Source organism: Streptosporangium canum (assembly GCF_900113865.1).
GTDB classification, from domain to species: domain Bacteria; phylum Actinomycetota; class Actinomycetes; order Streptosporangiales; family Streptosporangiaceae; genus Streptosporangium; species Streptosporangium canum.
Genome location: NZ_FOQY01000001.1, coordinates 412,556 through 437,130, shown reverse-complemented (window position 1 = coordinate 437,130; position 24,575 = coordinate 412,556). Strand labels below are relative to the sequence as shown.

Sequence of the window (24,575 nt, the reverse complement as noted above, 5' to 3'; positions counted from 1 at the left end):
CCATGCTGATCCCGCGCAGGGTCAAGCACCGCAAGCAGCACCGGCCCGACCGTCACGGCGCCGCCAAGGGTGGCACCAGGGTCGTGTTCGGCGAGTTCGGCATTCAGGCGCTTGAGCACTCCTATGTGACCAACCGCCAGATCGAGTCGGCTCGTATCGCCATGACTCGTCACATCAAGCGTGGCGGCAAGGTCTGGATCAACATCTACCCGGACCGTCCCCTCACCAAGAAGCCGGCCGAGACCCGCATGGGTTCCGGTAAGGGTTCGCCGGAGTGGTGGATCGCCAACGTCAAGCCCGGTCGCGTCATGTTCGAGCTGTCGGGTGTCGCTGAGCCGGTGGCTCGCGAAGCCCTGCGTCGTGCGATGCACAAGCTCCCGATGAAGTGCCGGTTCGTTAAGCGTGAAGTGGGTGAGGCGTGATGGCTAAGGGCCTGACCGCCGGTGAGCTGCGGGTGGAGGACCAGGACACCCTGGTCCAGAAGCTGAAGGAAGCCAAGGAGGAGCTGTTCAACCTCCGCTTCCAGGCCGCGACCGGCCAGTTGGAGAGCCACGGGCGGCTGCGTGCCGTCCGCCGCGAGATCGCCCGTATCTACACCGTGATGCGCGAGCGGGAGCTCGGCATTGTTACGGTTGAGAAGGAGTCGATCGATGGCTGAGACAGCTGAGAGCACAACCGAGACGCGGAACTACCGCAAGACCCGTGAGGGTCTGGTCGTCAGCGACAAGATGGACAAGACTGTCGTCGTCGCTGTCGAGGACCGCGTGAAGCACCCCTTGTACGGCAAGGTCATCCGTCGGACGACCAAGTACAAGGCGCACGACGAGGCCAACGCCTGTGGCGTCGGCGACCGCGTTCTCCTGATGGAGACCCGGCCGCTGTCCGCCAGCAAGCGCTGGCGGGTCATCGAGATCCTCGAGAAGGCCAAGTAAGAAACGCGCCTCGTGGGGGGTGACGCAGTCACCCCCCATGCTGGTGTCCAAGGGGGCGAGGTTGATCTTCGCCCCGCCTGCGGCGGCGGCTCGTGGGCGAGAAAGTCACGCCTGGCACGGCGGGAAGGCGCAAGCCGTACCGCGAGGGTGCTGGGGGAGGCGGACTCGGCCAGTCGGAACTGTCGCCGGGGGAACAAGACCACATCAGGTTCCGCAAGGCTCACCGCGGGTGAGAACCAGCGAGACAAACAGGAGTACAAGTGATCCAGCAGGAGTCGCGACTCAAGGTCGCCGACAACACGGGTGCGAAGGAAGTCCTTTGCATTCGTGTGCTCGGTGGCTCGGGTCGGCGCTACGCGGGAATCGGCGACATCATCGTCGCCACGGTCAAGGACGCCATTCCTGGCGGCACCGTGAAGAAGGGCGATGTGGTCAAGGCCGTCATCGTCCGGACTGTCAAGGAGCGCCGCCGGCCCGACGGCTCCTACATCCGCTTCGACGAGAACGCCGCCGTCATCATCAAGGACAGCGGTGACCCTCGTGGCACGCGTATCTTCGGCCCCGTCGGACGTGAGCTGCGTGACAAGAAGTTCATGCGCATCATCTCGCTCGCGCCGGAGGTGTTGTAATGCCGAAGCTCCACGTGAAGAAGGGTGACCTGGTTCAGGTCATCGCCGGTAAGGACAAGGGTGCCAAGGGTCGTGTGCTCGCCGCCCACCCGCGCGAGGAGCGCGTGGTGGTCGAAGGCGTCAACATGATCAAGAAGCACTCCAAGGAGACCAACCAGGGCCCGCGTGGCGCCAAGACCGGCGGCGTGCAGACCATGGAGGCTCCCATCCACGTGAGCAACGTCAAGAAGCTCAAGGATGACGAGAAGCCTGCCAAGAAGGAGTCGGCCAAGGCCGCCTCTGACGAGTCGGGTGAGGACAACTGATGACCGCGAACACCACTGAGTCCGTCGCGACCGAGCGGCAGCTCCCGCGCCTCAAGCAGCGCTACCGCGAAGAGATCATCGCGAAGCTGCACGAGGAGTTCGGGTTCGAGAACATCATGCTGGTGCCCACGATCACCAAGATCAAGGTGAACATGGGTGTCGGCGAGGCCGCGCGCGACTCGAAGCTCATCGACGGCGCCGTCCGTGACCTCACCGTGATCACCGGTCAGAAGCCGGCGGTCGTCCGGGCCCGCAAGTCCATCGCCCAGTTCAAGCTGCGTGAGGGCATGCCGATCGGCGCGCACGTCACGCTGCGCGGCGACCGCATGTGGGAGTTCCTGGACCGGCTGCTGTCGCTGGCGCTGCCGCGTATCCGTGACTTCCGCGGCCTGTCGCCCAAGCAGTTCGACGGCAACGGCAACTACACCTTCGGTCTCACCGAGCAGGTCATGTTCCACGAGATCGACCAGGACAAGGTCGACCGTCAGCGTGGTATGGACATCACGGTCGTGACCACCGCGAAGACCGACGACCAGGGCCGGGCGCTGCTCAAGCTCCTCGGTTTCCCCTTCAAGGAGGCCTGATCATGGCGAAGACGTCGCTCAAGGTCAAGGCTGCTCGCAAGGCCAAGTTCGAGGTCCGGGCGTACACTCGGTGCTCGCGCTGTGGTCGTCCCCGCGCCGTCTACAGGAAGTTCGGCCTGTGCCGCATCTGCTTCCGCGAGATGGCGCACCGGGGCGAGCTGCCTGGCATCACCAAGTCCAGCTGGTAGCCGGCCGCGCGCTCCTGTGGACGCCACAGGCTCGCGCGGGCTCCCAGCCGTACATAGAAGTTCGTATTCACCGGGCGCTGCCTCAAGCGCCCATGACCGCACCGAAGGTCCCTTGTGGAAACCGCGGTGAGGAAGGCCACCGGCCATGACGATGACCGACCCGATCGCAGACATGCTTACGCGTCTGCGAAACGCGAACTCGGCGTACCACGACACCGTGGCGATGCCGTACTCGAAGATCAAGGCGCACATCGCCGAGATCCTCCAGCAGGAGGGTTACATTCAGGCCTGGAGCGTCGAGGACGCCAAGGTCGGAAAGAACCTCGTGGTGGAGCTCAAGTTCGGGCCGAGCCGTGAGCGGTCGCTCGCGGGCCTGCGCCGGGTTTCCAAGCCCGGCCTGCGGGTCTATGCAAAGAAGGACAACCTGCCTCGGGTCCTGGGCGGACTGGGCGTCGCGATCATCTCGACGTCCGGTGGCCTCATGACCGACAAGCAGGCCGGCAAGCGTGGAGTGGGCGGGGAAGTCCTCGCCTTCGTTTGGTAGAAGGGAGAAATCACAGCATGTCACGTATCGGACGGCTGCCCATCCCTGTACCGAACGGCGTGGACGTCGCCATCGACGGCCGGGATGTCACGGTCAAGGGCCCCAAGGGCACGCTCTCTCACAAGGTCGCGGAGCCGATCGACGTCGCCAAGGGCGACGACGGCACCGTTACCGTCTCTCGTCCCAACGACGAGAACAAGGTCCGTGCGCTGCACGGACTGTCCCGCACGCTGATCGCCAACATGGTGACCGGCGTGACTCAGGGTTACTCCAAGACCCTGGAGATCGTGGGCGTCGGTTACCGCGTTCAGGCCAAGAGCCCGACTCAGCTCGAGTTCGCTCTCGGCTTCAGCCACCCGGTGATCGTCGACGCCCCCGAGGGTGTCTCCTTCCGCGTCGAGAAGCCGACCCTGTTCCACGTGGACGGCATCGACAAGCAGAAGGTCGGCGAGATCGCCGCGAACATCCGCAAGTTGCGCAAGCCCGACCCGTACAAGGGCAAGGGTGTGCGTTACCAGGGCGAGGTTATCCGCCGCAAGGTCGGAAAGGCTGGTAAGTAGGCATGGCTGGCAAGACTGCGTTCGGCAAGCACACGGCCGCCCGCGCCGTCTCGCGGGCCCGCCGCCACGGCCGAGTCCGCAAGAAGGTGGTCGGTACGGCCGCGCGTCCGCGCCTGGTCGTCAACCGTTCCACGCGACACCTGTTCGTGCAGATCGTCGACGACGCCCAGGGCCACACGCTGGTGAGCGCCTCCACCATGGAGTCCTCCCTGCGCGCGGACTCCGGCGCGAAGACCGACAAGGCGAAGCAGGTCGGCGAGCTTCTCGCTCAGCGGGCCAAGGCTGCCGGGATCACCGCGGTCGTGTTCGACCGTGGCGGAAACCGCTACGCGGGTCGCATCGCGGCCCTCGCGGACAGCGCCCGCGAAGGCGGGCTGGAGTTCTGATGGCCCGTTCTAACAAGAGCAACGAGAAGAGGAACCACTGATGGCTGGAGCTCCGCGTCGCGGTGGCGCCGCCGGTGGCGAGCGGCGTGACGGTCGTCGTGACGATCGCCGCGGTGGCAACGCTGACAAGGGCGTCTCGTACATCGAGCGCGTCGTAAAGATCAACCGAGTGGCCAAGGTCGTGAAGGGTGGTCGTCGCTTCAGCTTCACCGCCCTCGTCATCGTCGGTGACGGCAACGGCATGGTCGGCGTCGGCTACGGCAAGGCCAAGGAAGTGCCCGCGGCCATCGCCAAGGGTGTCGAAGAGGCCAAGAAGCACTTCTTCAGGGTGCCCCGTATCCAGGGCACCATCCCGCACATCGTGCAGGGTGAAGAGGCCGCCGGTGTCGTCTTCCTCCGTCCGGCCTCGCCCGGTACCGGCGTCATCGCCGGTGGCCCGGTGCGCGCCGTGCTGGAGTGCGCCGGCATCCACGACGTGCTGTCCAAGTCGCTCGGCTCGGACAACCCGATCAACATCGTGCACGCCACCGTGGCCGCTCTGAAGGGCCTTAGCCGCCCCGAGGAGATCGCGGCCCGTCGTGGCCTGCCGATCGAGGACGTCGCGCCCAAGGCCATGCTCAAGGCTCGCGCCGAGGGTATCGCCGAGGCTGCGGCGGCTAAGGCGGTGAGCTAGCCGATGGCACGCCTGAAGATCACTCAGGTCCGCTCCAAGATCGGCGGTAAGCAGAACCAGCGTGACTCGCTGCGTTCGCTCGGTCTGAAGCGAATCGGTGACGTCGTCGTCAAGGAGGACCGGCCGGAGATCCGCGGCATGGTCACCGTGGTGACGCACCTCGTCACCGTGGAAGAGGTCGACTAGACATGGCAGACAACACTCCGCTCCGTCTCCACCACCTGCGTCCGGCTCCCGGCGCCAACAAGTCGAAGGTCCGCAAGGGCCGCGGCGAGGCGTCCAAGGGCAAGACCGCCGGTCGTGGCACCAAGGGCACGAGGGCGCGGAACAAGGTTCCTCTCGGTTTCGAGGGTGGCCAGGTTCCGCTCCAGCGCCGTCTGCCCAAGATGAAGGGCTTCTCCAACGCCCTGTTCAAGACGACCTACCAGGTCGTCAACCTGGACAAGCTCAGCGAGCTGTTCCCCGAGGGTGGCGACGTCACCGTCGAGACGCTGGTCGCCAAGGGCGCGGTCCGCAAGAGGCAGCTCGTGAAGGTTCTGGGAACCGGCGACATCTCCGTGGCGTTGAACGTGCAGGCGCACGCCTTCTCCGCCAGCGCCAAGGAGAAGATCACCGCCGCCGGTGGCTCTGTCTCGGAGCTGTAGGCATAATGCCGGTGGCTCTGTCTCGGAGCCGTGGGCATAATCACGCGGCGCGGGGGCTCATTATGGGCCCCCGCGCCCGTAGTGCGTTAGAGTTCGCTGGATAGTGGGCCTCAACTCATTTCCGTCGGCTCGCTGACTTGAGATAGCAAAGATGGACCACCCCCGAACCATCGCTGACCGACCTCGCCTTTCAGGCGCGCAGGAGGGACCGTGCTGACCGCGTTTACCCGAGCGTTCCGTACGCCGGACCTGCGCAATAAGTTGCTCTTCACACTGGGCATCATCGCGCTGTTCCGGCTCGGCTCGGTTCTTCCGACTCCGGGTGTCAACAACGAAAACATCGCCCGATGCCTCCAGCAGGCACAGGCCGGCGATGCCGGCAACATCTACGGCATGGTGCAGCTGTTCAGCGGTGGCGCCTTGCTGAAGCTGTCGGTGTTCGCGCTCGGCATCATGCCGTACATCACCGCGAGCATCATCCTTCAGCTTCTGGTGGTGGTGATCCCACGCCTGGAAGCCCTCAAGAAGGAGGGGCAGGCCGGCCAGACCAAGATCACACAGTATACGCGTTACCTGACGATCGGCCTGGCGATCCTCCAGTCGACCGCCTTCATCGCCCTCGCGCGCACCGGGCAGCTGTTCCCGCAGTGCCGTGAGGACATTCTGCTGGACAAGGACAACGTCTTCGCCATCATCACGATGGTGCTGACGATGACCGCCGGTACCGCCGTCATCATGTGGCTGGGTGAGCTCGTCACCGACCGCGGCGTCGGCAACGGCATGTCCATCCTGATCTTCACCCAGGTCATCGCGGTCTTCCCGGCCGAGCTGCTGAACATCGGCCGCCAGAAGGGCGCCTTCGTCTTCGCCGTGGTGATCGTGACCGGTATCGCGATGATCGCCTTGGTGGTCATGGTCGAGCAGGCTCAGCGCCGGATCCCGGTGCAGTACGCCAAGCGCATGGTCGGCCGCCGGATGTACGGCGGGACCTCGACCTACATCCCGCTGAAGGTGAACCAGGCGGGCATCATCCCGGTCATCTTCGCCTCCTCGCTGCTCTATCTTCCGCAGCTGGTCACGACGCTGTTCAGCAACTCCCAGGAGGAGCCGAACGCGGTCGTCCAGTGGATCCAGCAGAACATGGTCACGGGTGACACCCCGGCCTACATGATCACTTTCTTCCTGCTGATCGTCTTCTTCACTTACTTCTACGTGTCCATTACCTTCAACCCCGTTGAAGTCGCTGACAACATGAAGAAGTACGGTGGGTTCATCCCGGGTATCCGCCCGGGCCGGCCGACGGCTGAGTACTTGAACTACGTGCTCACGCGACTCACTGCTCCCGGTGCGCTCTATCTGGGCCTGATCTCCATGGTGCCGATCATCGCACTGGCGCTCGTCGGCGCGAGTCAGAACTTCCCGTTCGGAGGGACGAGCATTCTGATCATGGTTGGTGTCGGCCTTGACACCGTGAAGCAGATCGAGAGCCAGCTTCAGCAGCGCAACTACGAAGGCTTCCTGAAATAGTGCGTCTCGTCCTGGTAGGGCCCCCCGGAGCGGGTAAGGGGACACAGGCCCAGTTCGTTGCATCGAACCTGTCCATCCCGAAGATCTCGACAGGTGACATTTTCCGTGCCAACGTCTCGGGCGGCACGGAGCTCGGCAAGCTTGCCAAGGAATACATGGACCGCGGCGACCTCGTGCCCGACGAGGTCACCATCGCGATGGTCCGCGACCGTCTCTCAGAGAGCGACGCGCAGGACGGCTTCCTGCTCGACGGCTTCCCCAGGAACGTGCCCCAGGCCGAGATCCTGAAGAAGATGCTCGAGGAGTTCGGCGCCGGGCTGGACATCGTCCTGGAGCTCGTGGTCGACGACGAGGAGGTCGTGCGCCGGCTGGCCGGCCGCCGTACCTGCAGCCAGTGCGGCCGCATCTGGCACGTCGACTTCGACGACAAGAAGGACGACATCTGCGACGCCTGCGGTGGACGGCTCTACCAGCGGGACGACGACAAGGAGCAGACCGTCCGGCACCGCCTGGAGGTCTACCAGGAGCAGACCGCTCCGCTGGTCTCCTTCTACGCCGACGAGGGCATCCTGGTCGGGGTGGACGCGACCGGCCCGGTGGAAGAGGTCACCCAGCGCGCGATGGAGGCCCTGCGTCCCTTCGCGGGCTAGCGACATTCACCCAGCACGCCATCCATGGGCTCCCATGGGTGGCGTGCTGTCGTTTAGGGCACAATCGGGGGAATTGGGCTCCCGGATTGCCCGTTGAACCACCCCAGGGGGTGTGCACGTGTTCAAAAAGAACAAGCATGGAATTCAGGTAAAGACACCTGAGCAGCTGGAGAAGATGCGGGCGGCGGGGCTGGTGGTCGGCCGGACGCTGAAGCTGCTCCGCGAGAGCGTCCAGCCCGGGATGACGCCGCTGGACCTCGACGTGATCGCGGAGAAGGCGATCCGGGACGAGGGGGCGATCCCCTCCTTCAAGGGCTACCAGGGTTTTCCGGCGTCGATCTGCGCGTCGGTGAACGACGAGGTCGTCCACGGCATCCCCGGCAGCGGACGCGCGCTGCGGGAGGGCGACGTCATCTCCATCGACTGCGGCGCCATCCTGGACGGCTGGCACGGGGACTCGGCCATCACCGTTCCCGTCGGCGAGGTGGACCCCAAGCTGACCGAGCTGATGCGGGTGACCGAGGAGGCCATGTGGCGGGGCATCGCCGCGCTCACCGTGGGCCGCCACCTGTCCGACATCGGCCACGAGGTGGAGAAGTACGTCCGTTCCCAGGGCCGCTACGGCATCCCCCAGGAGTACGGCGGGCACGGCATCGGCACCGAGATGCACATGGACCCGTGGGTCGCCAACCACGGCAAGCCCGGCCGGGGGCCGCGCTTCGAGCCTGGCATGTGCTTCGCCGTCGAGCCGATGGTGAATCTCGGCACCGACCGGACCAAGGTGCTGTCCGACGACTGGACCGTCGTCACCGTCGACGGCAAGGCTTCGGCGCACTTCGAGCACAGCGTCGCGGTGACACATAATGGACCTTGGGTACTGACCGCCCTTGACGGGGGTGAGGAGCGGCTTGCCGACCTGTTGGGAGACGCGGGCTGAGTGCGGCGCCCGCCGGTGAGCGGATGTGGTTGATGATGGCGGCTGGGCCGGAGATGCGGGCATCGGACGGAGACCGGGACAAGGTCGCCTCGGTCCTGCGGGAGCACTACGCGCAGGGCCGGCTCACCGTCGAGGAGTTCGACGAGCGGCTGGAGCGGCTCTATACGAGCAAGACGTACGGCGAGCTCGCCACGCTCACCTCCGACCTGCCCGACGTCGACCTGGGCCGGCTCCCCGCGGCCTCCGATCGCCACCCGGAGCGCCGTGAGGCCCGCGACGTCCGTCAGGCGCAGCAGCGGGGACTGACGGCGATGTGGGCCACCTGGGCGACGGCCAGCGGCATCAACTGGGCGATCTGGCTCATCCTCGGGGTGACGGACGGTTTCGACTTCCCCTACCCCTGGCCGCTGTGGGTGATGGGGCCGTGGGGTGCGGTGTTGCTGGTCACCACCTTCTTCGCCGGTCTGGGCGACAGGCGGAACCGGTAATAGTCCACGCTCGGCGCCGAGTGTGCATTCCTTCACAGAAGCCCGGGTCGCATCTTCCTAACGTGAGCGGTGTCCTGAACAGCAGGACCCCGTCTCAGGAGGAAGACATGAAGAAGGCCCGCACCCTTCTCGTCGGCGCCGCTCTCGCCGGTTCGCTCGCCGCCGGCCTCGCCGTGGCCCCGGCCCAGGCCGCCACCGCCGCGACGGCCGGCGCCCAGCAGGCCCAGAGCCCCCAGAAGCACTTCTTCGGCCCGTACTACTCGACGTTCGGCGGTGGCGAGAGCTTCGGCCGTCGCTCCTACTTCAAGGGCTACTGGTACAAGGACGGCGGTCGTTACTGGTTCTTCGGCGACCTGGTCGACCGGGATCGCGACCGCGAGTACAGCTACGTCTGGTTCAAGTGGCATGACAACTCCGGCAGCCACGTGAAGTACTACAAGACCTTCAGTGGCCGGCACTTCGACAAGTTCGGCGGCTTCAAGAAGAGCCGTGGCTTCGACGACTTCAAGATCCGCGTCTGCGAGGGCGACAACCGCTTCGACGACTGCGGCGGCTGGGGGGACGCCTTCTAGGCGTTCGACCAGGCGGACCCTCCGATGATCATGGTCATCGGAGGGTTTTTCGCGTTGTGTCAGAGCTTTACCACCCGTGGCAGTTGTCCTGGACATGACCGGGTAGATGATCGTTGTCCGGTCAGGCCGTGAGGTGGGGGTGGGTGATGGGCCTCGGGCGAGACCCTGTGACGACGGCGAAAGTCATGCTGGGAAGCATGGCGGCCCTCATGTTCGCAGGAGGCATGACCGGCGTCGGGGATGTGGAGGTCACGCCGTCGACCGTCCGGCCGGGACAGACGGTCAGCATCTCCGCCGGTCGGTGCGGCACTCCGGCGACCGCCTACTCGGCGGCGTTCAGCGCCACCGCCGCGCGGCTCATCCATCACGCCCGCGCGATGCAGGGCAGCGCGAGGATCAGCCCCCACGCCGCGCCCGGCACCTACGCCATCACCGTCCGCTGCGTCCAGGGCGGGCCGTACAACGGCACCTTCGTCGTGGGCGACGCCCACCCGACCAGCGGTCCGGACACCGGCGGCGGCGGGCTCGCGATGACCGTCGCCGACCACACCGCGCGTACCGCCTGGCTCTTCGGGTCGCTGATCGCGATCGTGACGGCGCTGGGCGCGAGCTTCGCGCTGGCGCGCGGGCACGGCAAGCGAACCGATCACTAGACCTCCGTGTCCGTCCGGGACCCATCATGCCGCCCATCGGCGGGGCGGCGTTCCGGGCGGGCACGGACCCGGCTGTTGCGTCCGCGTCCTTCTGGGCCTCACGCTCGTCGCGCTCGCGGCGGGGTGCGGCGTCGCCGTACCGGAGGGCGGGCGCGGGCGGCCGGTGACCGTGCCGACGGCCACTGCGGCGGGCGCGCCGTCCGGGCGGGCCGGGCCCGGCGGGCAGGACCTGCCGACGCCGCTCGCGGGGGAGCTGGGCCGTGGTGAGCCGACCCGCATCATGATTCCGCGCATCGGGGTGAACGCCCCGCTGGTGGTGCTCGGGCTGGAGGGCGACGGCACGCTCGCCGTGCCGCCGCTCGACCACGCCGACGTCGCGGGCTGGTACGGCGGGGGCCCGACTCCGGGGCAGCCGGGTTCGGCGGTCATCGTCGGCCATCTGGACACCAGGACCGGGCCCGCGGTGTTCGCCCGGCTCGACGAGCTCAGGCCGGGGGACACCATCGGCGTGGCGCGCGGGGACGGGACCGTGGCGCTCTTCGCGGTGGAGCGGCTGGAGCAGGCGCCCAAGGATCGGTTTCCCGCGGATCGGGTGTACGGCCGGACGGGCGGGCGGCGGCTGCGTCTGGTGACCTGTGGTGGTAGCTTTGACCAGGCCAGACGCTCCTATGACGACAACATAATCGTCCATGCGTCGTACCGTGCGGGATATCTCAGCTCGGATCTGGGGTATCCTGAGTAGCGGTTGTGTCAAGGTACCGGCCGGGTGTTTCGCATTTCCTCGCCCGGTGCCGTACACTCCTTTTTCGGTTCACTATGACCATTGCGCGTCGGCGGTGTCGCAACCGCCGCTCTCATCGAAGCGCTGGGTCGCGGCTGCTTAGTGTTCCGAAGCCTCAGACGACCGATCAGTGAAACGCGAGGGACATGGCCAAGAAAGACGGCGCCATCGAGATCGAGGGCACTGTGGTTGAGTCGCTCCCGAACGCGATGTTCCGGGTGCAGCTCGACAACGGCCATAAGGTCCTGGCCCACATCAGCGGGCGGATGCGGATGCACTACATCCGGATCCTTCCTGACGACAGGGTTGTCGTCGAACTGAGCCCCTACGACCTCAGTCGTGGGCGGATCGTCTACCGATACAAATAAGCGTCTGAGGGACGAATAAGGACTATGAAGGTCAAGCCGAGCGTCAAGAAGATCTGCGACAAGTGCAAGGTGATCCGCCGGCACGGTCGCGTCATGGTGATCTGCGACAACCTGCGCCACAAGCAGCGTCAGGGCTAGTCGCAGTAAAAAAGGTCTTGCAAGAGTCCGCTCCTTGGTGGCGGACTCGACCCATGTGAGGCCACAAAGTAATCGCGCTTCACACCTGCGCAGGCGGCCCACGGCCGTACCCCGCAGGAGACCCCCGGTCGGAGGCCGGGGCCCTCACCCCGGGCATGGGGAGGGGAAGTGAGGCGCAGGACCTCCGCCATAAAGAAGGAGAATGCCCGACCATGGCTCGCCTGGTTGGCGTCGACCTCCCCCGCGACAAGCGGCTGGAGATCGCTCTCACCTACATTTTCGGAATCGGCCGCACCCGTGCGCTCGAGACCCTCAAGGCCACCGGTGTGAACGGCGACCTCCGTGTCCACCAGCTCACGGACGAAGAGCTCGTCCCGCTGCGTGACTACATCGAGGCGAACTACAAGATCGAGGGTGACCTCCGTCGCGAAGTTCAGGCCGACATCCGTCGCAAGATCGAGATTCAGTGCTACCAGGGCATCCGGCACCGCCGTGGCCTTCCCGTGCACGGTCAGCGTACGCAGACCAACGCGCGCACCCGTAAGGGCAAGAAGAAGACCGTGGCCGGCAAGAAGAAGCCCGGTAAGAAGTAGTCCGCGCAGCCGCAGGACCGAAGACCTCAGGAGTGAAGGCAAAGAATGCCTCCTAAGAGCCGCCAGGGTGCCCCGAAGAAGGTGCGCCGCAAGGAAAAGAAGAACGTCGCTCACGGGCACGCCCACATCAAGAGCACGTTCAACAACACGATCGTTTCGATCACCGACCCGAACGGGAACGTGATCTCCTGGGCCAGCGCCGGCCACGTCGGGTTCAAGGGCTCTCGTAAGTCCACCCCGTTCGCCGCGCAGATGGCAGCCGAGAACGCCGCTCGCCGCGCCATGGAGCACGGCATGCGCAAGGTCGACGTCTTCGTCAAGGGCCCCGGTTCCGGCCGTGAGACCGCAATCCGTTCGCTGCAGGCGACCGGCCTCGAGGTTGGCTCCATTCAGGACGTCACCCCCGTGCCGCACAACGGCTGCCGTCCGCCCAAGCGCCGTCGCGTCTGACGCCCAGGAGAAGATAGAAAATGGCTCGTTACACGGGTGCGGACTGCAAGCTCTGCCGTCGGGAGAAGACCAAGCTCTTCCTCAAGGGCAAGAAGTGCGAGTCCGCGAAGTGCCCCATCGAGATCCGTCCTTACCCGCCGGGTGAGCACGGTCGCGGTCGGCCGAAGGAGTCGGAGTACCAGCTCCAGCTCCGTGAGAAGCAGAAGACCCGCCGCATCTACGGCATCCTCGAGAAGCAGTTCCGCAACTACTACGAGGAAGCCAACCGCAAGGGCGGCAAGACCGGCGAGAACCTCCTCCAGATCCTGGAGAGCCGTCTCGACAACGTGGTCTACCGCGCCGGTTTCGCCGAGTCCCGCGACGCCGCCCGCCAGCAGGTCCGTCACGGACACATCCTGGTGAACGGCAAGAAGGTCGACATCCCGTCGTACCGCGTCCGCGAGCACGACATCGTCGAGGTCCGCGAGCGCTCCCGCAACCTCCTGCCCTACGAGGTGGCCCGCGCCACCTCGGGCGACAAGACGTTCCCGGCCTGGCTGGGCGTCGCTCCGGAGGCCATGCGCGTGCTGATCCACCAGCTCCCGGTCCGTCAGCAGATTGACACCCAGGTCCAGGAGCAGTTGATCGTCGAGCTCTACTCCAAGTAGCGGCTCACGCAGGTGCCGTACGGTTCGCCGTACGGCACCTATGCTGTTGTTCGAGCGGCGTCAAATAGCGGGCGTCGCCACGCAAGGGGAGAACCCACATGCTGATCGCTCAGCGTCCGACCCTTCTCGAGGAGTCCCTCGAGGAGACCCGGTCCAAGTTCATCATCGAGCCGCTGGAGCCGGGTTTCGGCTACACCATCGGCAACTCGCTGCGGCGCACGCTGCTGTCGTCCATCCCGGGCGCGGCCGTGACCAGCATCCGCATCGAGGGCGTGCTGCACGAGTTCTCGACCGTGCCGGGGGTCAAGGAGGATGTCACCGACATCATCCTGAACCTCAAGGAGCTGGTCGTCTCCTCCGAGCACGACGAGCCCGTGGTCATGTACCTGCGTAAGCAGGGCCCCGGCGAGGTCACCGCTGCCGACATCGCGCCCCCGGCCGGTGTCGAGGTGCACAACCCCGAGCTGCGCATCGCCACCCTGAACGGCAAGGCGAAGCTGGAGATGGAGCTGACCGTCGAGCGCGGTCGCGGCTACGTCTCCGCGGCGCAGAACAAGCAGCCGGGCCAGGAGATCGGGCGCATCCCGATCGACTCCATCTACTCCCCGGTGCTCAAGGTCACCTACAAGGTCGAGGCGACCCGAGTCGAGCAGCGCACCGACTTCGACCGTCTGATCCTGGACGTCGAGACCAAGCCGTGCATGAAGCCCCGTGACGCGGTGGCCTCCGCCGGCAAGACCCTCGTCGAGCTGTTCGGTCTCGCCCGCGAGCTGAACGTCGAGGCCGAGGGCATCGACATCGGCCCGTCGCCGACGGACGCGGCTCTGGCCGCCGACCTGGCGCTGCCGATCGAGGAGCTGAACCTCACGGTCCGCTCCTACAACTGCCTCAAGCGCGAGGGCATCCACACCGTGGGTGAGCTCGTGGCCCGCAGTGAGCAGGACCTGCTGGACATCCGCAACTTCGGCGCGAAGTCCATCGAAGAGGTCAAGCAGAAGCTGCACGAGATGACGCTCGCCCTGAAGGACTCCCCGCCCGGGTTCGACCCCAGCGCGGTGGCCGGCGGCGGCTACGACGACGACGACAGCGCGTACGTCGAGACCGAGCAGTACTGATTTTTCTGTAACGGGGATCGAGCGATTCCCCGGCCTGACCCCGGTACCTGATACGGCCGGGGCGGGTTCACTCTCAAGGAGAACGAAATGCCTCAGCCCGCAAAGGGTGCCCGTCTCGGCGGAAGCCCGGCTCACGAGCGGCTGATCCTGGCGAACCTCGCCACCCAGCTGTTCCAGCACGGCCGGATCAAGACCACGGTGGCCAAGGCCAAGCGTCTGCGCCCGGTGGCGGAGCGGCTGATCACCAAGGCGAAGAAGGGCGACATGCACAACCGTCGCCAGGTGCTGACCGTTATCCGTGACAAGGGTGTCGTCCACCACCTGTTCACGGAGATCGCGCCGACCTTCGCCGAGCGTCCGGGCGGCTACACCCGCATCACGAAGGTCGGCCTCCGCAAGGGCGACGCCGCCCCCATGGCCGTCATCGAGCTGGTGTCCGAGCCGCTGAACACGGTCCGCACCACCAAGGCCCCGGCCGCCACCGAGGCCCCCAAGGCCGAGGAGCCCAAGGCCGAGGAGACCGCCGAGGTCGCCGAGGAGCCGAAGGCCGCCGAGGAGACCGCTGAGGCCACCGAGGCTCCCGCCGAGGAGACCGAGGCCAAGAAGGACAACGCCTGATCTTTCAGGTCCTGTGAACGGGCCCGGCATCCCCTTCTGGGGAGATGCCGGGCCCGTTCCCGTTTTCCGGGAGGAACATCGTGGTACGGCTGCGCCTGGACCTCGCATATGACGGCACCGACTTCTCCGGCTGGGCGAAGCAGCCGGGCCGGCGGACGGTCCAGGGGGAGATCGAGGAGGCGCTCGGCAAGATCCTCAGGCTCCCTGAGCCGCCGGTCCTGACCGTGGCCGGGCGGACCGACGCGGGGGTGCACGCCCGGGGGCAGGTGGCCCACGTGGATCTGGGGGTCGAGGCGTTCGGCGCGCTGGAGAGCCGGCACGGCCGCCGGGCACCCGCCGCCCCCTCCGCCGAGGCGGAATCCGCCGCCGCACGCTCGGGCGGCGCCGGGTCCGCCGAGGCGCGCTCGGGCGACACCGGGTCCGCCGCCGCACGCTCTACCAGGGCCGGGGCCGACGTCGCCCGCCCCGCCGGCGCCTCTGTCGAGATCGGATCCGCCCTTGCCGGGTCCGCTGCCGACGCCGGGGCGCCGGACGACATGGATGAGCGGCTCTCCAGCCTCCGCAGAAGGCTGGCGGGCGTTCTGCCCCCCGATGTAAGGGTTTATCGCGTTACGGTGGCTCCTAGGGGCTTTGACGCCCGTTTCTCTGCGATGTCGCGCCGGTACGCCTACCGGGTCTCCGACGCGCCGGGTGGGGTGGACCCGCTCCGTCGCCGTGAGGTCGTCTGGTACAGCCGGCCGCTCGACGTCGACAGGCTGAACGCGGCAGCGGCCGCCCTGCTGGGCGAACACGACTTCGCCGCCTTCTGCAAGAAGCGCGAGGGTGCGACCACGATCCGCGAGCTGCAGCGGCTCGACTGGGTCCGGCAGGACGGCATCCTCGTCGCGACGGTGGTGGCCGACGCGTTCTGCCACTCGATGGTCCGGGCCCTCGTCGGATCGCTGCTGCCCGTCGGGGAGGGGCGCCTCGCGGTGGACTGGCCCGGACAGGTGCTGACGCGGGCCGTACGGGATTCCGGGGTGCACGTCGCACCGGCACACGGTCTCTGCCTTGAGGAAGTGCGTTACCCCGAGGCCGGGGAGCTGGCCCGGCGGGCCACGGAGACCCGCCGGGTGCGCACCCTCAGCGCGTGATGGGCGCGTCAGCCGGGCCGGGGCGAGCGGGCCCCGGCCGCACCCTTCCGGTACGGCCCGCGCCCTCCCGCCCCGGCTCCCTCTCCCGTCAGCTCGTCACTCGGCGCTCGACGACCTTGGCCGTCTGGTCGCGGAAGGCGCCGCTGACCTTGCCGAGACTCTTCTCCTTCGCCGTCGGGGTGTGCCCGTCGCTGAAGGTGGCGTAGCTGAAGACGATGTAGCGGCCCCAGACCAGCCCGGCCGCGTAGCCGCCCGCGATGTGCACGCGCTCGGCGCCGGTGCCCGGGGTGCCCGGCAGGCCACGGAACCACAGGTTGCTGTTCAGGTTCTTGGCCTGGTCGACCTCCACCGCGGACTCCCTGGTGGGCAGCACCGCGATCCCGGTGGTCACGGCGTATTTCCGCTTGCTGTCGACGTAGGTGGCCCGCAGCACCCGACGGCAGTCCTTGCTGCGCAGCGCGCTGGCGAACTTGCCCGCCGCCGCCTTCTGGCACTGCTGGGTGACCTCGGTCTTGACCCGGACGAACGTCGTCCCGGCCAGGGTCACCTTCTTGCTGAAGGCGTCGGCCACGGTCATCTTGCCCGGGTCGGTCTTCTCGGAGTTGAGCATCGTGGTGTTGACCGGCTCCGGCTCGGCCGGGGCCGGATCCTCGATGGGATCGATGGGCTCCTCCGCACTGGGGACCGGGTCGGCCGCGCCGGCCGCCTGCTTGGCGTTGAACGACTGGTAGGCGAAGAACGCGCCGGTGCCGATGCCTCCCACCACGACCGCCACCACGGCGGCGATCAGCAAGGTGCCGGCCTTGCTGCGGCGCGGCGGGGCGGGCGGAGGCGGTGCGACCTCCGGCACGACCGCCGAGGGCGGAGTGAACGGGCCGCGCAGCTCCATGACCCCGGTCGAGGGACCCGACTGCTCGTCCGGCGGCATAGCCGGAACGTGCGGGAGCGACGCCACGATCACCGGTATGCCCCCGGGCGGGGTGGCCTGGTCGCCGAGGGCCGGAGGCAGCGCAGGCCTTCCGGACTCGGGACCCGGTGCCGCCGGAGCGGGGGAGGGCATCGAGGCGTCGGTCACGGTTTCGGGGGATGGCGGGGGCACCTGTGGCATCAGCTCCGGCTGGGATGCCGGGTTCTGCGCGACGGGCGCAGGCCCGGAGGAGGGAAGACCCGGTTCGGACGGGGCCGCCGGACCGGCAGGATACGGGCCTGCTCCGGCAGGCGTCGGGCCGGAAGCGAAGGCGTCGGGTCCGGAGGGCGCTGCCGGGCCCGGTCCGGGCGCCGGCGTCGGGCCGGAGGCATGGCCCGGTCCGGGGAGCGGTTCCGGGCCCGGGGCGTGGCCCGCTCCCGGCGGTGGGGTCGGGCCGGGGACGGGCCCCGGGGCGGGGACGTGCGCGTCCGGCCCCGCGGGATCTGGACGACCTGGTACGGCGGGCTCGGATGTGCGGACGTTGACGGTGTTCTCGTCCGGGTTGTCGGGGAAAGCGGCGGAGGGCGGCCAGACGGCGACGTCACCGGGCTCACCCGGACGGGGGGCCGTCTCCTCCTGGTCGGACCAGACCGGCTCCCCGGTGGCCGCGGGCCACTGCGGGGCGCCATGGGCGTCCGGTGCGGACGAGGGCCACACCTGCATGCCCGCGGCGGCGGCGGTGAAGGCCGGAGGCGGCTGCCACGGCGGAGCCCCGGGCACGATCGGCGCGGTGGACAGCGGCGGGTTGTCGGGCGACACCGGCACCGGGGACGTGGAGCCGGACGACGCCGGAGACTCCCCGGCGGGCGCCGGACCGGGCCACGCCGGCGACCCCGGCGGTCCCGCGGGAGTGGCGGCTCCCGCCCACGGCGGAGCGGACGGCCCGTCGGGGCCCGGTGTTCCGGTCCAGGGGGCGGGGTGTGGCCCGTCGGGGATGGTGGGGCCTGCCCAGGACGGGCCGGAGGGGCCTGATGGGCCGCCGGGCGTCCCTGCCCAGGGTGGGCCGGTGGGGGGAGGGGAGCCGGCCCATGGGGGGAGCTGGGGGGCCGGACCGGGGGAGTCGGGCCACGACGCCCCCGGTGGCTCCGGAGACGCGGGATGGTCGGGACGTGGCCCCGGCTGCGGGGAGCCGTGCCATGGGGTGGGGACTTCGTCCTCGGGGTCGGCGAACCAGTCGTAGGGGGCACCGCCGTCACCGGGAACCGTCCACGGCTGGGCTGTCCCGGGCGCCGGCGCCGGCCACGCCGAGGGGTCGTAGGGCTGATCGTCACCTGTGAGATCGGTCCGGGGCACGGGAGGCGAAGGCTGGCCGAAACTCGGCGGAGGCGTCGCCGGTGCAGCCGAACCCTCGGCTTCGCGTTCGTGCTCGGACCCGGATTCCTGGCCACGCATACGTCGAAGCGTAGCGATAGCCGGAGCTCGTCATGCGGGTATGGGCGTTCCTGGCCGTATCGCCCGCCGGTTCTGTGAGGGAAATCGACTCGATGAGCCTTTGCTCAAGGGCGCTTTCCGGTCAGCGAACGGGACTCCAACGCCGGGGTGACCGTCGCGTCGGTGGCTCCGAAAGCCGCCTGGTTGAGCTGCTTGACCTCGGTCTTCTTCGGCAGGTGCCCGTCCTTGTACTGAAACCAGACCATTACGGCATAGTGCCCGTGGCTCCACCCGCCCGCGAACGCCTCGCCCGTGCCGAGAAATTTGGTGACTTTATCCTTGCCTGGAAGCGCCTTGAGGTATTCCTCCCGCGACTTGCCGGCTCCGACCGAGGCGACCTTGGAGGCCGCGGCCGATGTCCTGAGGTTGGCCACCCCCACGGTTCCGATGATCTTCCCTGAGGCGTCCCGGAAGCTGGCGCGCAGGAACTGGGTGCACTTGCCCGCGGTGAGGGCCTTCTGCAGCTTGGCGCCCACCACGGCGTCCTTGCACTTCTTGTCGAGCCTGCTGGTGGTCATCAGGTAGCTCTGGCCGCCGAACGTCACCTTCCTGCGCTTGAACACCTCCTTCAGCCCGAGGGGGTGGCGGTCGGTCGCCCGGGAGGCGGCGAACCCGAACTTGCCCCCCGGATTGCTGGGGATCGGCGCGTCGGAGGCCCGTGCCGGCGGGCTCGCCGTACTGGACTGCGGGGTCGGGTCGGAGTTGGCGAGCATGGCCAGGCCGATGCCTCCGGCGACCAGCACGCCGAGCCCGCCGGCCGCGATGAAGATCGGCCGCCGGGAGCGCGGCCCCTCGTCGTAGGGGCTCCACATCGCCTGCCGGGGCTGTTCCGGCTGGTCGGCCCGGCGTTCGGGCTGGTCGGCCCGGCGTTCCGGCTGCGCGGGCTGCTGGAGCTGTTCGGGCTGCTGCCCGGACCGGGGGGGCTGCGGTGGCCCGGCGGCGGCCGTGGGATCGAGGCCGTACGGGCCGCGCCCGTGCGGGGTGGGCCCGTGCGAGGTGGGCCCGTGCGAGGTGGGCCCGTGCGAGGTGGGCTCGAACCAGTGCTCGCCCTGCGCGGGCGGCGACGCGTCAGGCTGGACGTACGGCTGGCGGCGCGGCGGCTCCCCGGGAAAACCCATGCGCCGAGACTAGTCCTGTATCAGAGCCGATTGGCTCAGGAGTAACCGAAGTCCTGCGTCCACCAGGGACCGCCCGGGCCTTCCATCGTCCCGACCCCGGTGGCGGTCAGTTTGCAGTTGAGGATGTTGCCCCGGTGGCTGGGGGTCGCCATCCAGCTCCGCACCGTCTCGGCGGCCGAGGCGTAGCCGCGACCGATGTTCTCCGCGCCCCCGTCGCGGTAGCCGGCGGCCTCCATCCGGTCCCAGGGCGACTCGCCGTCGGGGGAGTTGTGGGAGAAGGTGCCGTTCTTCGCCATCTCCTCCGAGTGGGTCCTGGCCGACTTGACCAGCCGCCTGTCGACCCGGAGCGGAGCGCAGCCGTGCCGCCTGCGCTCGGCGTTGGTGAGCCGGATGATCCCCTTCTCCATCGGGGTCAGGGGAGTGGAGACGGTGGGGCTGTCCTGCCCTCCCTCCCCGTTGAGGACGTAGCGGGAGTCGTCGTCGGTGAAGTCGTCGATCGAGTCGCTAGGGGCCCGGGTGGCGCGCGGAGTGGGCTGCGGCAGTGTCGTCACGGGGGCGGCGGAGGGGCGGACGACCCGGGAGAGCGGGGCGCGGGCGACGTTGCGCCCGCCGACGTTCGCGGCGGTGGGGGTGGGTGTCGGCGCCCCGGCGTTGTTCAGGTAGATCTGGCTGGGGGTCTCCCTGTTGAGGCTTCCCCGGCCGATGAGGAACCCCAGCAGCAGCACGGTCATCAGACACGCGAACAGTCCCATGCGGCGCAGGCTGGTCCGCTGGGTATGCCGGGGGTGAGGGGGTTGCCACATACCGCTGTTAAAGATAGAGATGTTTGCATTGGGGAAGAAGGGAATGTCGAGAACGTGTCGGAACCGTTCTGTGAAAGCTGAGTGCGCCGATTCCCGACCAGTGCCCTGACGCCGGTAGACTGCCCAGGGACACCGGCGAAGAGTCGCGTCTTTTTGACCCATGCTCGTCCGCGCCGGTATCCTGCTAGTTCGTTGTGTGCGAATTGGTCTCCTCTGCAGACCGATGCGCGGCGCGTCCGGCGTCATCTCCTCGGTCCTAGGGAGACGGAAGGTCCGGGCTGTCGTGTGCCCGCACCTACCGACCACGTTGCTGTCACTTCCGACAGCGCCGAAGACGCGAGCAAAGAAGGCATACGACCGTGCGCACGTACACACCCAAGCCTGCCGAAGTCGAGCGTCAGTGGCACATCATCGACGCCACCGACATCGTGCTTGGCCGGCTGGCCAGCCACGTCGCGATCCTGCTTCGCGGTAAGCACAAGCCGACCTTCGCCAACCACGTCGACACCGGTGACTTCGTCGTCATCATCAACGCCGACAAGGTCGCGCTGACCGGCAACAAGCTCGAGCAGAAGAAGGCGTACCGTCACTCGGGCTACCCCGGCGGTCTGCGTTCCGTGACCTACGGTGAGCTCATGGAGAAGCGTCCCGACCGTGCCGTCGAGAAGGCCGTCAAGGGCATGCTTCCCAAGAACGCCCTGGGCCGGAAGATGATCAAGAAGCTCAAGGTCTACGCCGGCTCCGAGCACCCGCACCAGGCACAGCAGCCGGTGCCCTTCGAGCTCACCCAGATCGCCCAGTAGTCGCTAGCTGCTTATCGCCAGCAGCGTTGGCCGACGGCCGACGCCGAGTAGGAAAGTTAGAGGAGAACCGTGGCTGAGTCCACCGGTGTCGAGACGCCCATCGAGGGCGAGCAGGAGTACTCCCCGGAGGAGTTCCCCTCCGAGTACACCTCCGAGTCCACTGTCAGCGGCGAGGCCGCCGTCCGTAAGCCCATCACCACGGGCAACTCTTACGGCACCGGCCGCCGCAAGGAGTCCGTCGCCCGCGTGCGCATCGTGCCGGGCACCGGCAAGTGGACGATCAACGGTCGCCCGCTCGACGGCTACTTCCCGAACAAGGTCCACCAGCAGATCGTCAACGAGCCCTTCGTGGTTCTCGGCGCCGAGGACCAGTTCGACGTCATCGCCCGCATCAACGGCGGCGGCGTGACCGGCCAGGCCGGCGCCCTGCGCATGGGCCTCGCCCGCGCGCTGGCGATCCTGGACGTCGAGGTCAACCGCGCCCCGCTGAAGAAGGCCGGCTTCCTGACCCGTGACGCCCGCGCCACCGAGCGCAAGAAGTACGGTCTCAAGAAGGCCCGCAAGGCTCCGCAGTACAGCAAGCGTTAAGTTGGGGCGCCTTTTCGGCACCGACGGGGTACGTGGGGTCGCTGGTCGCGACCTCACGGCCGAGCTCGCCATGGATCTGTCCGTGGCCGCGGCTCATGTCCTCGGCGATGCCGGGGCGTTCAATGCCAGCGTCGGGCGGCGAAGCCGCCCCGTCGCCGTCGTGGGCCGGGACCCTCGGGCTTCAGGAGAATTCCTGGAGGCCGCTGTGGTCGCCGGCCTTGCGTCGTCTGGCGTGGATGTTCTCCGGCTCGGCGTGCTGCCCACCCCGGCGGTCGCTTACCTCACCACGGCTCTCGGAGCCGACATGGGCGTGATGATCTCCGCCTCCCACAATCCCGCCCCGGACAACGGGATCAAGTTCCTCACCCGCGGCGGCTACAAGCTGCCCGACGCGGTGGAGAACGAGATCGAGCAGCGGGTCGGCGAGAAGTGGGAGCGCCCTGTCGGCGCTTCGGTCGGTCGCGTGCGCGAAGCGTACGGCGAGGCCGACCGTTACGTGTCCCACGTGCTGTCCACCGTCTCCGGCCGCCTGGACGGCCTGAACGTGGTCCTCGACTGCGCCCACGGCGCCGCCCACATGGTGGCTCCCGAGGCGCTGACCAGGGCCGGGGCGACGGTTGAGACCATCGGGGCCCGCCCCGACGGGCTCAACATCAACGCCGGCGTGGGCTCCACCCACCTCGACAAACTCCAGCAGATCGTCATCTCCCGCAACGCGGACGTCGGGATCGCCTACGACGGGGACGCCGACCGCTGCCTGGCGGTCTCGCACACCGGCGAGGTGATCGACGGCGACCAGATCATGGCCGTGCTCGCCATGGCGATGCACGCCGAAGGGGAGCTGGCGGGAGACACCGTGGTCGCCACGGTCATGTCCAACCTGGGCTTCAAGATCGCGATGAAGAACGCGGGCATCGACGTGGTCGAGACCGCCGTGGGCGACCGCTACGTGCTGGAGGCCATGAAGGCCGGCGGCTACAACCTCGGCGGCGAGCAGTCCGGTCACGTCCTCATGCTCGACCACGCCACCACCGGAGACGGTCTGCTGACCTCGCTCCAGCTGCTGGCGGTCGTGGCCCGCGAGGGCAGGTCGCTGGCGGAGCTGGCGTCGGTGATGACCCGGCTGCCTCAGGTCCTGATCAACGTCAAGGGTGTGGATCGGGCGAAGGCCTCGATTCCGGAGCTGTCCACCGCGGTCGCGGCGGCGGAGGCGGAGCTGGGGGAGACCGGCCGGGTGCTGATCCGGCCGAGCGGCACCGAGCCGATGATCCGCGTCATGGTCGAGGCCGCCTCGGCGGAGCAGGCCGAGCTGATGGCGGGCCGTCTGGCGGACGTCGTCCGTACGGCCTGCGTCTGAACACGGCCGTGACCCTCGCCCGGCGTGCTCCACGCGCGCCGGGCGGGGGCGGGGCCGGCTGGAGCACGCCGGTCCGGTGACGGCGGAGGCCGGACTCCGCTCGCGGGTCCAGCGCCATCCCCGCACACATGGTGGAGTTCAACGATCGGTCAAGGTGCGGGGCCGGGGAGTCGGCTACCGGTCCCCGCCCCACCCCGGTGCCCGCAGGCGCAGGGGCGTGCCCGCCGTGGCGGACGGCCGGAGCGCGGTGCCGTTCGGGCGGGTTGAAAGCGCATTGCCCACACTTCTGGCGTGGCGCCGCGGCCCTGATCGCCGCCCGGACCGTGCCCGGCGAAATGCCTCATCTGACGCCACGCCGACACTTCTCCTTCGTTGACACTCCAAGTGGTTGATCAGACACTCTGAGTGGTCGTGGCGGCGCTCCCTTTCGGGGATGCCGCCGGCGGACAGAAGCGAGGCTCCCTTTCAGGGGTGCCGCTGGCGAACAGATGAGGGACGAATGCTGGCATCCTGCAGAGTTCGACGGGTGCATTCCAGAGGGCCGGCACCCGGGGGCGGGTCCGTGGTCATGACGGGTTCCGCGGCCACGGCAGGCGCGTGGAGGGCCGTGACCCGTTCATCCGCCCAGTCGCGTGGCGGGCCCGGTGACGGTTCCGGAGCCGAGACCCCGTCCGGCGCGCGGCCCGTCCGTCCGGCTCCGGCCACACCCGGACACGCCACGCCCGCCCGGTAGGACGCGCTCCGCCGGGGAGCGCGCCCGCGCCCGGCGGCGTCAACGGGATCCGTCGCGGATCCGGCTCGCGGCCGTCCGCGCACGGGACCGATCCCGGCCCGGCCGCCCTGTGCCGCCACCGAGGTCCGAGCCGCCGCTCTCGCCGCCTCCGGCCGCGCGTACCAGGCCCGTCGCCGGCGCGGAGTCCGGCCCGTCGCCTCATCCCGCCGGTCCGGCCCCGGCCCCCGGCGACCGTCGCAGCGCCCTGCTCCCGAGGGAACTCGCAGGCGGAAAGTCGCCACCATCACGATCAATCGAGGGATTGGCGGTCCTTTGTCCATCGCTGTCCCCGTCCCCGCCTGTGACTCGGCCGAAGGGACGGACCCGCAGGCGTCCCGTTCCTTCACGGGCCGGCCTCGGTCGTCAACCTGCGCGTGCGCGAGCACGGCACCTCGACCTTCCGGTCCCTGTCCACCACCGACCCGGTGCGCGTGTACGACAAGCCGCTCCCGTCGGCGCCGGGCGGGGACGGCATCAGCAACGACTACGAGGTCGACACCCCCTCCGTCCCGGCCGGCCGCTACACGATGACGATCGACTACGTCGCGACGGCCAAATGACGTGCCGCCGGGCGCCGACGACGTCCCACCGCACGCACCCGAGTCCATGAGTTCCGAATCC

Annotated in this window: 35 protein-coding genes; 32 read left to right on the top strand and 3 right to left on the bottom strand. The window is 68.3% G+C overall.

Annotation, left to right across the window (positions count from 1 at the left end; genetic code table 11):
* Positions 1 to 2: 2 nt before the first annotated feature.
* The 28 genes from rplP (at position 3) to BM085_RS45650 (ending at position 16,115) form a co-directional block, all read left to right on the top strand.
* Entirely contained in the window at positions 3 to 422 is a 420-nt protein-coding gene (rplP, locus tag BM085_RS01950; protein ID WP_012887838.1) for a 50S ribosomal protein L16, read from the top strand.
* Positions 422 to 658 (top strand): 50S ribosomal protein L29, encoded by a 237-nt coding sequence (rpmC, locus tag BM085_RS01945; RefSeq protein WP_012887839.1) that lies wholly within the window; start codon positions 422 to 424, stop codon positions 656 to 658. The genes rplP and rpmC overlap by 1 nt, the downstream gene beginning before the upstream one ends.
* On the top strand, positions 651 to 932 hold the full coding sequence (gene rpsQ / locus BM085_RS01940) for a 30S ribosomal protein S17 (protein ID WP_012887840.1): 282 nt from the start codon (positions 651 to 653) through the stop codon (positions 930 to 932). The genes rpmC and rpsQ overlap by 8 nt, the downstream gene beginning before the upstream one ends.
* A 260-nt stretch (positions 933 to 1,192) precedes the next feature.
* Positions 1,193 to 1,561: a 50S ribosomal protein L14 gene (rplN, locus tag BM085_RS01935; protein WP_012887841.1), complete on the top strand. Its 369-nt coding sequence runs from the start codon at positions 1,193 to 1,195 to the stop codon at positions 1,559 to 1,561.
* A complete protein-coding gene (rplX, locus tag BM085_RS01930) occupies positions 1,561 to 1,866 on the top strand; it encodes a 50S ribosomal protein L24 (RefSeq protein ID WP_031171164.1) in 306 nt (101 codons plus the stop codon). The genes rplN and rplX overlap by 1 nt, the downstream gene beginning before the upstream one ends.
* Complete coding sequence (rplE, locus tag BM085_RS01925; RefSeq protein ID WP_012887843.1) at positions 1,866 to 2,450, top strand: 50S ribosomal protein L5; 585 nt, start codon at positions 1,866 to 1,868, stop codon at positions 2,448 to 2,450. Before rplX ends, rplE begins: the two co-directional genes overlap by 1 nt.
* 2 nt (positions 2,451 to 2,452) lie before the next feature.
* Complete coding sequence (locus BM085_RS01920) at positions 2,453 to 2,638, top strand: type Z 30S ribosomal protein S14 (RefSeq protein ID WP_012887844.1); 186 nt, start codon at positions 2,453 to 2,455, stop codon at positions 2,636 to 2,638.
* A 145-nt stretch (positions 2,639 to 2,783) separates the two neighbouring features.
* A complete protein-coding gene (gene rpsH, locus BM085_RS01915) occupies positions 2,784 to 3,182 on the top strand; it encodes a 30S ribosomal protein S8 (protein WP_012887845.1) in 399 nt (132 codons plus the stop codon).
* A gap of 17 nt (positions 3,183 to 3,199) precedes the next feature.
* Positions 3,200 to 3,742: a 50S ribosomal protein L6 gene (gene rplF, locus BM085_RS01910; RefSeq protein ID WP_012887846.1), complete on the top strand. Its 543-nt coding sequence runs from the start codon at positions 3,200 to 3,202 to the stop codon at positions 3,740 to 3,742.
* A gap of 2 nt (positions 3,743 to 3,744) precedes the next feature.
* The gene (gene rplR / locus BM085_RS01905; RefSeq protein WP_012887847.1) at positions 3,745 to 4,128 is read left to right on the top strand and encodes a 50S ribosomal protein L18; all 384 of its coding nucleotides are present in this window, start codon (positions 3,745 to 3,747) and stop codon (positions 4,126 to 4,128) included.
* Between the two features lie 40 nt (positions 4,129 to 4,168).
* Positions 4,169 to 4,801: a 30S ribosomal protein S5 gene (rpsE, locus tag BM085_RS01900; RefSeq protein ID WP_012887848.1), complete on the top strand. Its 633-nt coding sequence runs from the start codon at positions 4,169 to 4,171 to the stop codon at positions 4,799 to 4,801.
* 3 nt (positions 4,802 to 4,804) lie between these two features.
* Positions 4,805 to 4,987 (top strand): 50S ribosomal protein L30, encoded by a 183-nt coding sequence (gene rpmD, locus BM085_RS01895; protein ID WP_012887849.1) that lies wholly within the window; start codon positions 4,805 to 4,807, stop codon positions 4,985 to 4,987.
* Between the two features lie 2 nt (positions 4,988 to 4,989).
* A complete protein-coding gene (rplO, locus tag BM085_RS01890; protein ID WP_031171167.1) occupies positions 4,990 to 5,445 on the top strand; it encodes a 50S ribosomal protein L15 in 456 nt (151 codons plus the stop codon).
* Positions 5,446 to 5,655: 210 nt separating this feature from the next.
* Positions 5,656 to 6,972, top strand: a complete 1,317-nt coding sequence (secY, locus tag BM085_RS01885; protein ID WP_031171169.1) for a preprotein translocase subunit SecY — start codon at positions 5,656 to 5,658, stop codon at positions 6,970 to 6,972.
* A complete protein-coding gene (locus BM085_RS01880) occupies positions 6,972 to 7,622 on the top strand; it encodes an adenylate kinase (RefSeq protein WP_012887852.1) in 651 nt (216 codons plus the stop codon). Before secY ends, BM085_RS01880 begins: the two co-directional genes overlap by 1 nt.
* 118 nt (positions 7,623 to 7,740) lie before the next feature.
* A complete protein-coding gene (map, locus tag BM085_RS01875; RefSeq protein WP_093885372.1) occupies positions 7,741 to 8,559 on the top strand; it encodes a type I methionyl aminopeptidase in 819 nt (272 codons plus the stop codon).
* A gap of 53 nt (positions 8,560 to 8,612) precedes the next feature.
* A complete protein-coding gene (locus BM085_RS01870) occupies positions 8,613 to 9,047 on the top strand; it encodes a DUF1707 SHOCT-like domain-containing protein (protein WP_245789059.1) in 435 nt (144 codons plus the stop codon).
* Between the two features lie 107 nt (positions 9,048 to 9,154).
* Positions 9,155 to 9,619 carry a hypothetical protein gene (locus tag BM085_RS01865; RefSeq protein ID WP_093885290.1) on the top strand — a complete coding sequence of 155 codons (465 nt, stop codon included), beginning with the start codon at positions 9,155 to 9,157 and terminating at the stop codon, positions 9,617 to 9,619.
* 197 nt (positions 9,620 to 9,816) lie between these two features.
* Positions 9,817 to 10,272 (top strand): hypothetical protein, encoded by a 456-nt coding sequence (locus BM085_RS01860; RefSeq protein ID WP_143120764.1) that lies wholly within the window; start codon positions 9,817 to 9,819, stop codon positions 10,270 to 10,272.
* 163 nt (positions 10,273 to 10,435) lie between these two features.
* Positions 10,436 to 11,014, top strand: coding sequence for a class F sortase (locus tag BM085_RS01855; protein WP_093885288.1), 579 nt, complete (start codon positions 10,436 to 10,438; stop codon positions 11,012 to 11,014).
* Between the two features lie 185 nt (positions 11,015 to 11,199).
* On the top strand, positions 11,200 to 11,421 hold the full coding sequence (gene infA / locus BM085_RS01850) for a translation initiation factor IF-1 (RefSeq protein ID WP_012887858.1): 222 nt from the start codon (positions 11,200 to 11,202) through the stop codon (positions 11,419 to 11,421).
* Between the two features lie 24 nt (positions 11,422 to 11,445).
* The gene (rpmJ, locus tag BM085_RS01845) at positions 11,446 to 11,559 is read left to right on the top strand and encodes a 50S ribosomal protein L36 (protein ID WP_003956441.1); all 114 of its coding nucleotides are present in this window, start codon (positions 11,446 to 11,448) and stop codon (positions 11,557 to 11,559) included.
* Positions 11,560 to 11,771: 212 nt separating this feature from the next.
* Positions 11,772 to 12,152: a 30S ribosomal protein S13 gene (rpsM, locus tag BM085_RS01840; RefSeq protein ID WP_012887859.1), complete on the top strand. Its 381-nt coding sequence runs from the start codon at positions 11,772 to 11,774 to the stop codon at positions 12,150 to 12,152.
* Positions 12,153 to 12,197: 45 nt separating this feature from the next.
* Complete coding sequence (rpsK, locus tag BM085_RS01835; protein ID WP_020542285.1) at positions 12,198 to 12,602, top strand: 30S ribosomal protein S11; 405 nt, start codon at positions 12,198 to 12,200, stop codon at positions 12,600 to 12,602.
* A 20-nt stretch (positions 12,603 to 12,622) separates the two neighbouring features.
* The gene (rpsD, locus tag BM085_RS01830) at positions 12,623 to 13,249 is read left to right on the top strand and encodes a 30S ribosomal protein S4 (protein WP_012887861.1); all 627 of its coding nucleotides are present in this window, start codon (positions 12,623 to 12,625) and stop codon (positions 13,247 to 13,249) included.
* Between the two features lie 98 nt (positions 13,250 to 13,347).
* The gene (locus BM085_RS01825; RefSeq protein ID WP_031171182.1) at positions 13,348 to 14,364 is read left to right on the top strand and encodes a DNA-directed RNA polymerase subunit alpha; all 1,017 of its coding nucleotides are present in this window, start codon (positions 13,348 to 13,350) and stop codon (positions 14,362 to 14,364) included.
* 87 nt (positions 14,365 to 14,451) lie between these two features.
* Positions 14,452 to 14,982, top strand: coding sequence for a 50S ribosomal protein L17 (gene rplQ, locus BM085_RS01820; protein WP_093885287.1), 531 nt, complete (start codon positions 14,452 to 14,454; stop codon positions 14,980 to 14,982).
* Positions 14,983 to 15,062: 80 nt separating this feature from the next.
* Positions 15,063 to 16,115 (top strand): tRNA pseudouridine synthase A, encoded by a 1,053-nt coding sequence (locus BM085_RS45650; RefSeq protein ID WP_342742839.1) that lies wholly within the window; start codon positions 15,063 to 15,065, stop codon positions 16,113 to 16,115.
* Positions 16,116 to 16,203: 88 nt separating this feature from the next.
* Here BM085_RS45650 and BM085_RS01810 read toward each other — a convergent pair whose 3' ends face one another.
* The 3 genes from BM085_RS01810 to BM085_RS01800 all read right to left on the bottom strand — a co-directional run bounded on the left by BM085_RS01810 (position 16,204) and on the right by BM085_RS01800 (position 20,383).
* Positions 16,204 to 17,190 (bottom strand): hypothetical protein, encoded by a 987-nt coding sequence (locus BM085_RS01810; RefSeq protein ID WP_143120763.1) that lies wholly within the window; start codon positions 17,188 to 17,190, stop codon positions 16,204 to 16,206.
* Positions 17,191 to 18,578: 1,388 nt separating this feature from the next.
* Positions 18,579 to 19,631, bottom strand: coding sequence for a hypothetical protein (locus tag BM085_RS01805; RefSeq protein WP_093885284.1), 1,053 nt, complete (start codon positions 19,629 to 19,631; stop codon positions 18,579 to 18,581).
* Between the two features lie 35 nt (positions 19,632 to 19,666).
* Complete coding sequence (locus BM085_RS01800; protein WP_177244916.1) at positions 19,667 to 20,383, bottom strand: CAP domain-containing protein; 717 nt, start codon at positions 20,381 to 20,383, stop codon at positions 19,667 to 19,669.
* Positions 20,384 to 20,793: 410 nt separating this feature from the next.
* Between BM085_RS01800 and rplM the strand changes: the two genes are divergently transcribed.
* From rplM to BM085_RS01780, 4 genes are all read left to right on the top strand, one after another.
* The gene (gene rplM / locus BM085_RS01795; protein WP_031171196.1) at positions 20,794 to 21,237 is read left to right on the top strand and encodes a 50S ribosomal protein L13; all 444 of its coding nucleotides are present in this window, start codon (positions 20,794 to 20,796) and stop codon (positions 21,235 to 21,237) included.
* Between the two features lie 69 nt (positions 21,238 to 21,306).
* Positions 21,307 to 21,825, top strand: coding sequence for a 30S ribosomal protein S9 (gene rpsI / locus BM085_RS01790; RefSeq protein WP_012887870.1), 519 nt, complete (start codon positions 21,307 to 21,309; stop codon positions 21,823 to 21,825).
* Position 21,826: 1 nt separating this feature from the next.
* Complete coding sequence (glmM, locus tag BM085_RS01785; RefSeq protein WP_093885282.1) at positions 21,827 to 23,182, top strand: phosphoglucosamine mutase; 1,356 nt, start codon at positions 21,827 to 21,829, stop codon at positions 23,180 to 23,182.
* Positions 23,183 to 24,328: 1,146 nt separating this feature from the next.
* A complete protein-coding gene (locus BM085_RS01780) occupies positions 24,329 to 24,514 on the top strand; it encodes a hypothetical protein (RefSeq protein ID WP_093885281.1) in 186 nt (61 codons plus the stop codon).
* Positions 24,515 to 24,575 lie beyond the last annotated feature (61 nt).

Excerpts from the sequence above, each read along its gene's own strand:
- BM085_RS01800 (WP_177244916.1), bottom strand. The coding sequence starts at position 20,383 with ATGGGACTGTTCGCGTGTCTGATGACCGTGCTGCTGCTGGGGTTCCTC.
- BM085_RS01865 (WP_093885290.1), top strand. The coding sequence starts at position 9,155 with ATGAAGAAGGCCCGCACCCTTCTCGTCGGCGCCGCTCTCGCCGGTTCG.
- rpmJ (WP_003956441.1), top strand. The coding sequence starts at position 11,446 with ATGAAGGTCAAGCCGAGCGTCAAGAAGATCTGCGACAAGTGCAAGGTG.
- rpsH (WP_012887845.1), top strand. The coding sequence starts at position 2,784 with ATGACGATGACCGACCCGATCGCAGACATGCTTACGCGTCTGCGAAAC.
- BM085_RS01805 (WP_093885284.1), bottom strand. The coding sequence starts at position 19,631 with ATGGGTTTTCCCGGGGAGCCGCCGCGCCGCCAGCCGTACGTCCAGCCT.
- rplR (WP_012887847.1), top strand. The coding sequence starts at position 3,745 with ATGGCTGGCAAGACTGCGTTCGGCAAGCACACGGCCGCCCGCGCCGTC.
- rpsM (WP_012887859.1), top strand. The coding sequence starts at position 11,772 with ATGGCTCGCCTGGTTGGCGTCGACCTCCCCCGCGACAAGCGGCTGGAG.
- rpsK (WP_020542285.1), top strand. The coding sequence starts at position 12,198 with ATGCCTCCTAAGAGCCGCCAGGGTGCCCCGAAGAAGGTGCGCCGCAAG.
- rpsD (WP_012887861.1), top strand. The coding sequence starts at position 12,623 with ATGGCTCGTTACACGGGTGCGGACTGCAAGCTCTGCCGTCGGGAGAAG.
- rplP (WP_012887838.1), top strand. The coding sequence starts at position 3 with ATGCTGATCCCGCGCAGGGTCAAGCACCGCAAGCAGCACCGGCCCGAC.
- BM085_RS01920 (WP_012887844.1), top strand. The coding sequence starts at position 2,453 with ATGGCGAAGACGTCGCTCAAGGTCAAGGCTGCTCGCAAGGCCAAGTTC.
- rplF (WP_012887846.1), top strand. The coding sequence starts at position 3,200 with ATGTCACGTATCGGACGGCTGCCCATCCCTGTACCGAACGGCGTGGAC.
- rpmD (WP_012887849.1), top strand. The coding sequence starts at position 4,805 with ATGGCACGCCTGAAGATCACTCAGGTCCGCTCCAAGATCGGCGGTAAG.
- rplX (WP_031171164.1), top strand. The coding sequence starts at position 1,561 with ATGCCGAAGCTCCACGTGAAGAAGGGTGACCTGGTTCAGGTCATCGCC.
- BM085_RS01870 (WP_245789059.1), top strand. The coding sequence starts at position 8,613 with ATGCGGGCATCGGACGGAGACCGGGACAAGGTCGCCTCGGTCCTGCGG.
- rplE (WP_012887843.1), top strand. The coding sequence starts at position 1,866 with ATGACCGCGAACACCACTGAGTCCGTCGCGACCGAGCGGCAGCTCCCG.
- rpsE (WP_012887848.1), top strand. The coding sequence starts at position 4,169 with ATGGCTGGAGCTCCGCGTCGCGGTGGCGCCGCCGGTGGCGAGCGGCGT.
- rpmC (WP_012887839.1), top strand. The coding sequence starts at position 422 with ATGGCTAAGGGCCTGACCGCCGGTGAGCTGCGGGTGGAGGACCAGGAC.
- infA (WP_012887858.1), top strand. The coding sequence starts at position 11,200 with ATGGCCAAGAAAGACGGCGCCATCGAGATCGAGGGCACTGTGGTTGAG.
- rplO (WP_031171167.1), top strand. The coding sequence starts at position 4,990 with ATGGCAGACAACACTCCGCTCCGTCTCCACCACCTGCGTCCGGCTCCC.
- BM085_RS01860 (WP_143120764.1), top strand. The coding sequence starts at position 9,817 with ATGGCGGCCCTCATGTTCGCAGGAGGCATGACCGGCGTCGGGGATGTG.
- rplQ (WP_093885287.1), top strand. The coding sequence starts at position 14,452 with ATGCCTCAGCCCGCAAAGGGTGCCCGTCTCGGCGGAAGCCCGGCTCAC.
- rpsQ (WP_012887840.1), top strand. The coding sequence starts at position 651 with ATGGCTGAGACAGCTGAGAGCACAACCGAGACGCGGAACTACCGCAAG.
- BM085_RS01825 (WP_031171182.1), top strand. The coding sequence starts at position 13,348 with ATGCTGATCGCTCAGCGTCCGACCCTTCTCGAGGAGTCCCTCGAGGAG.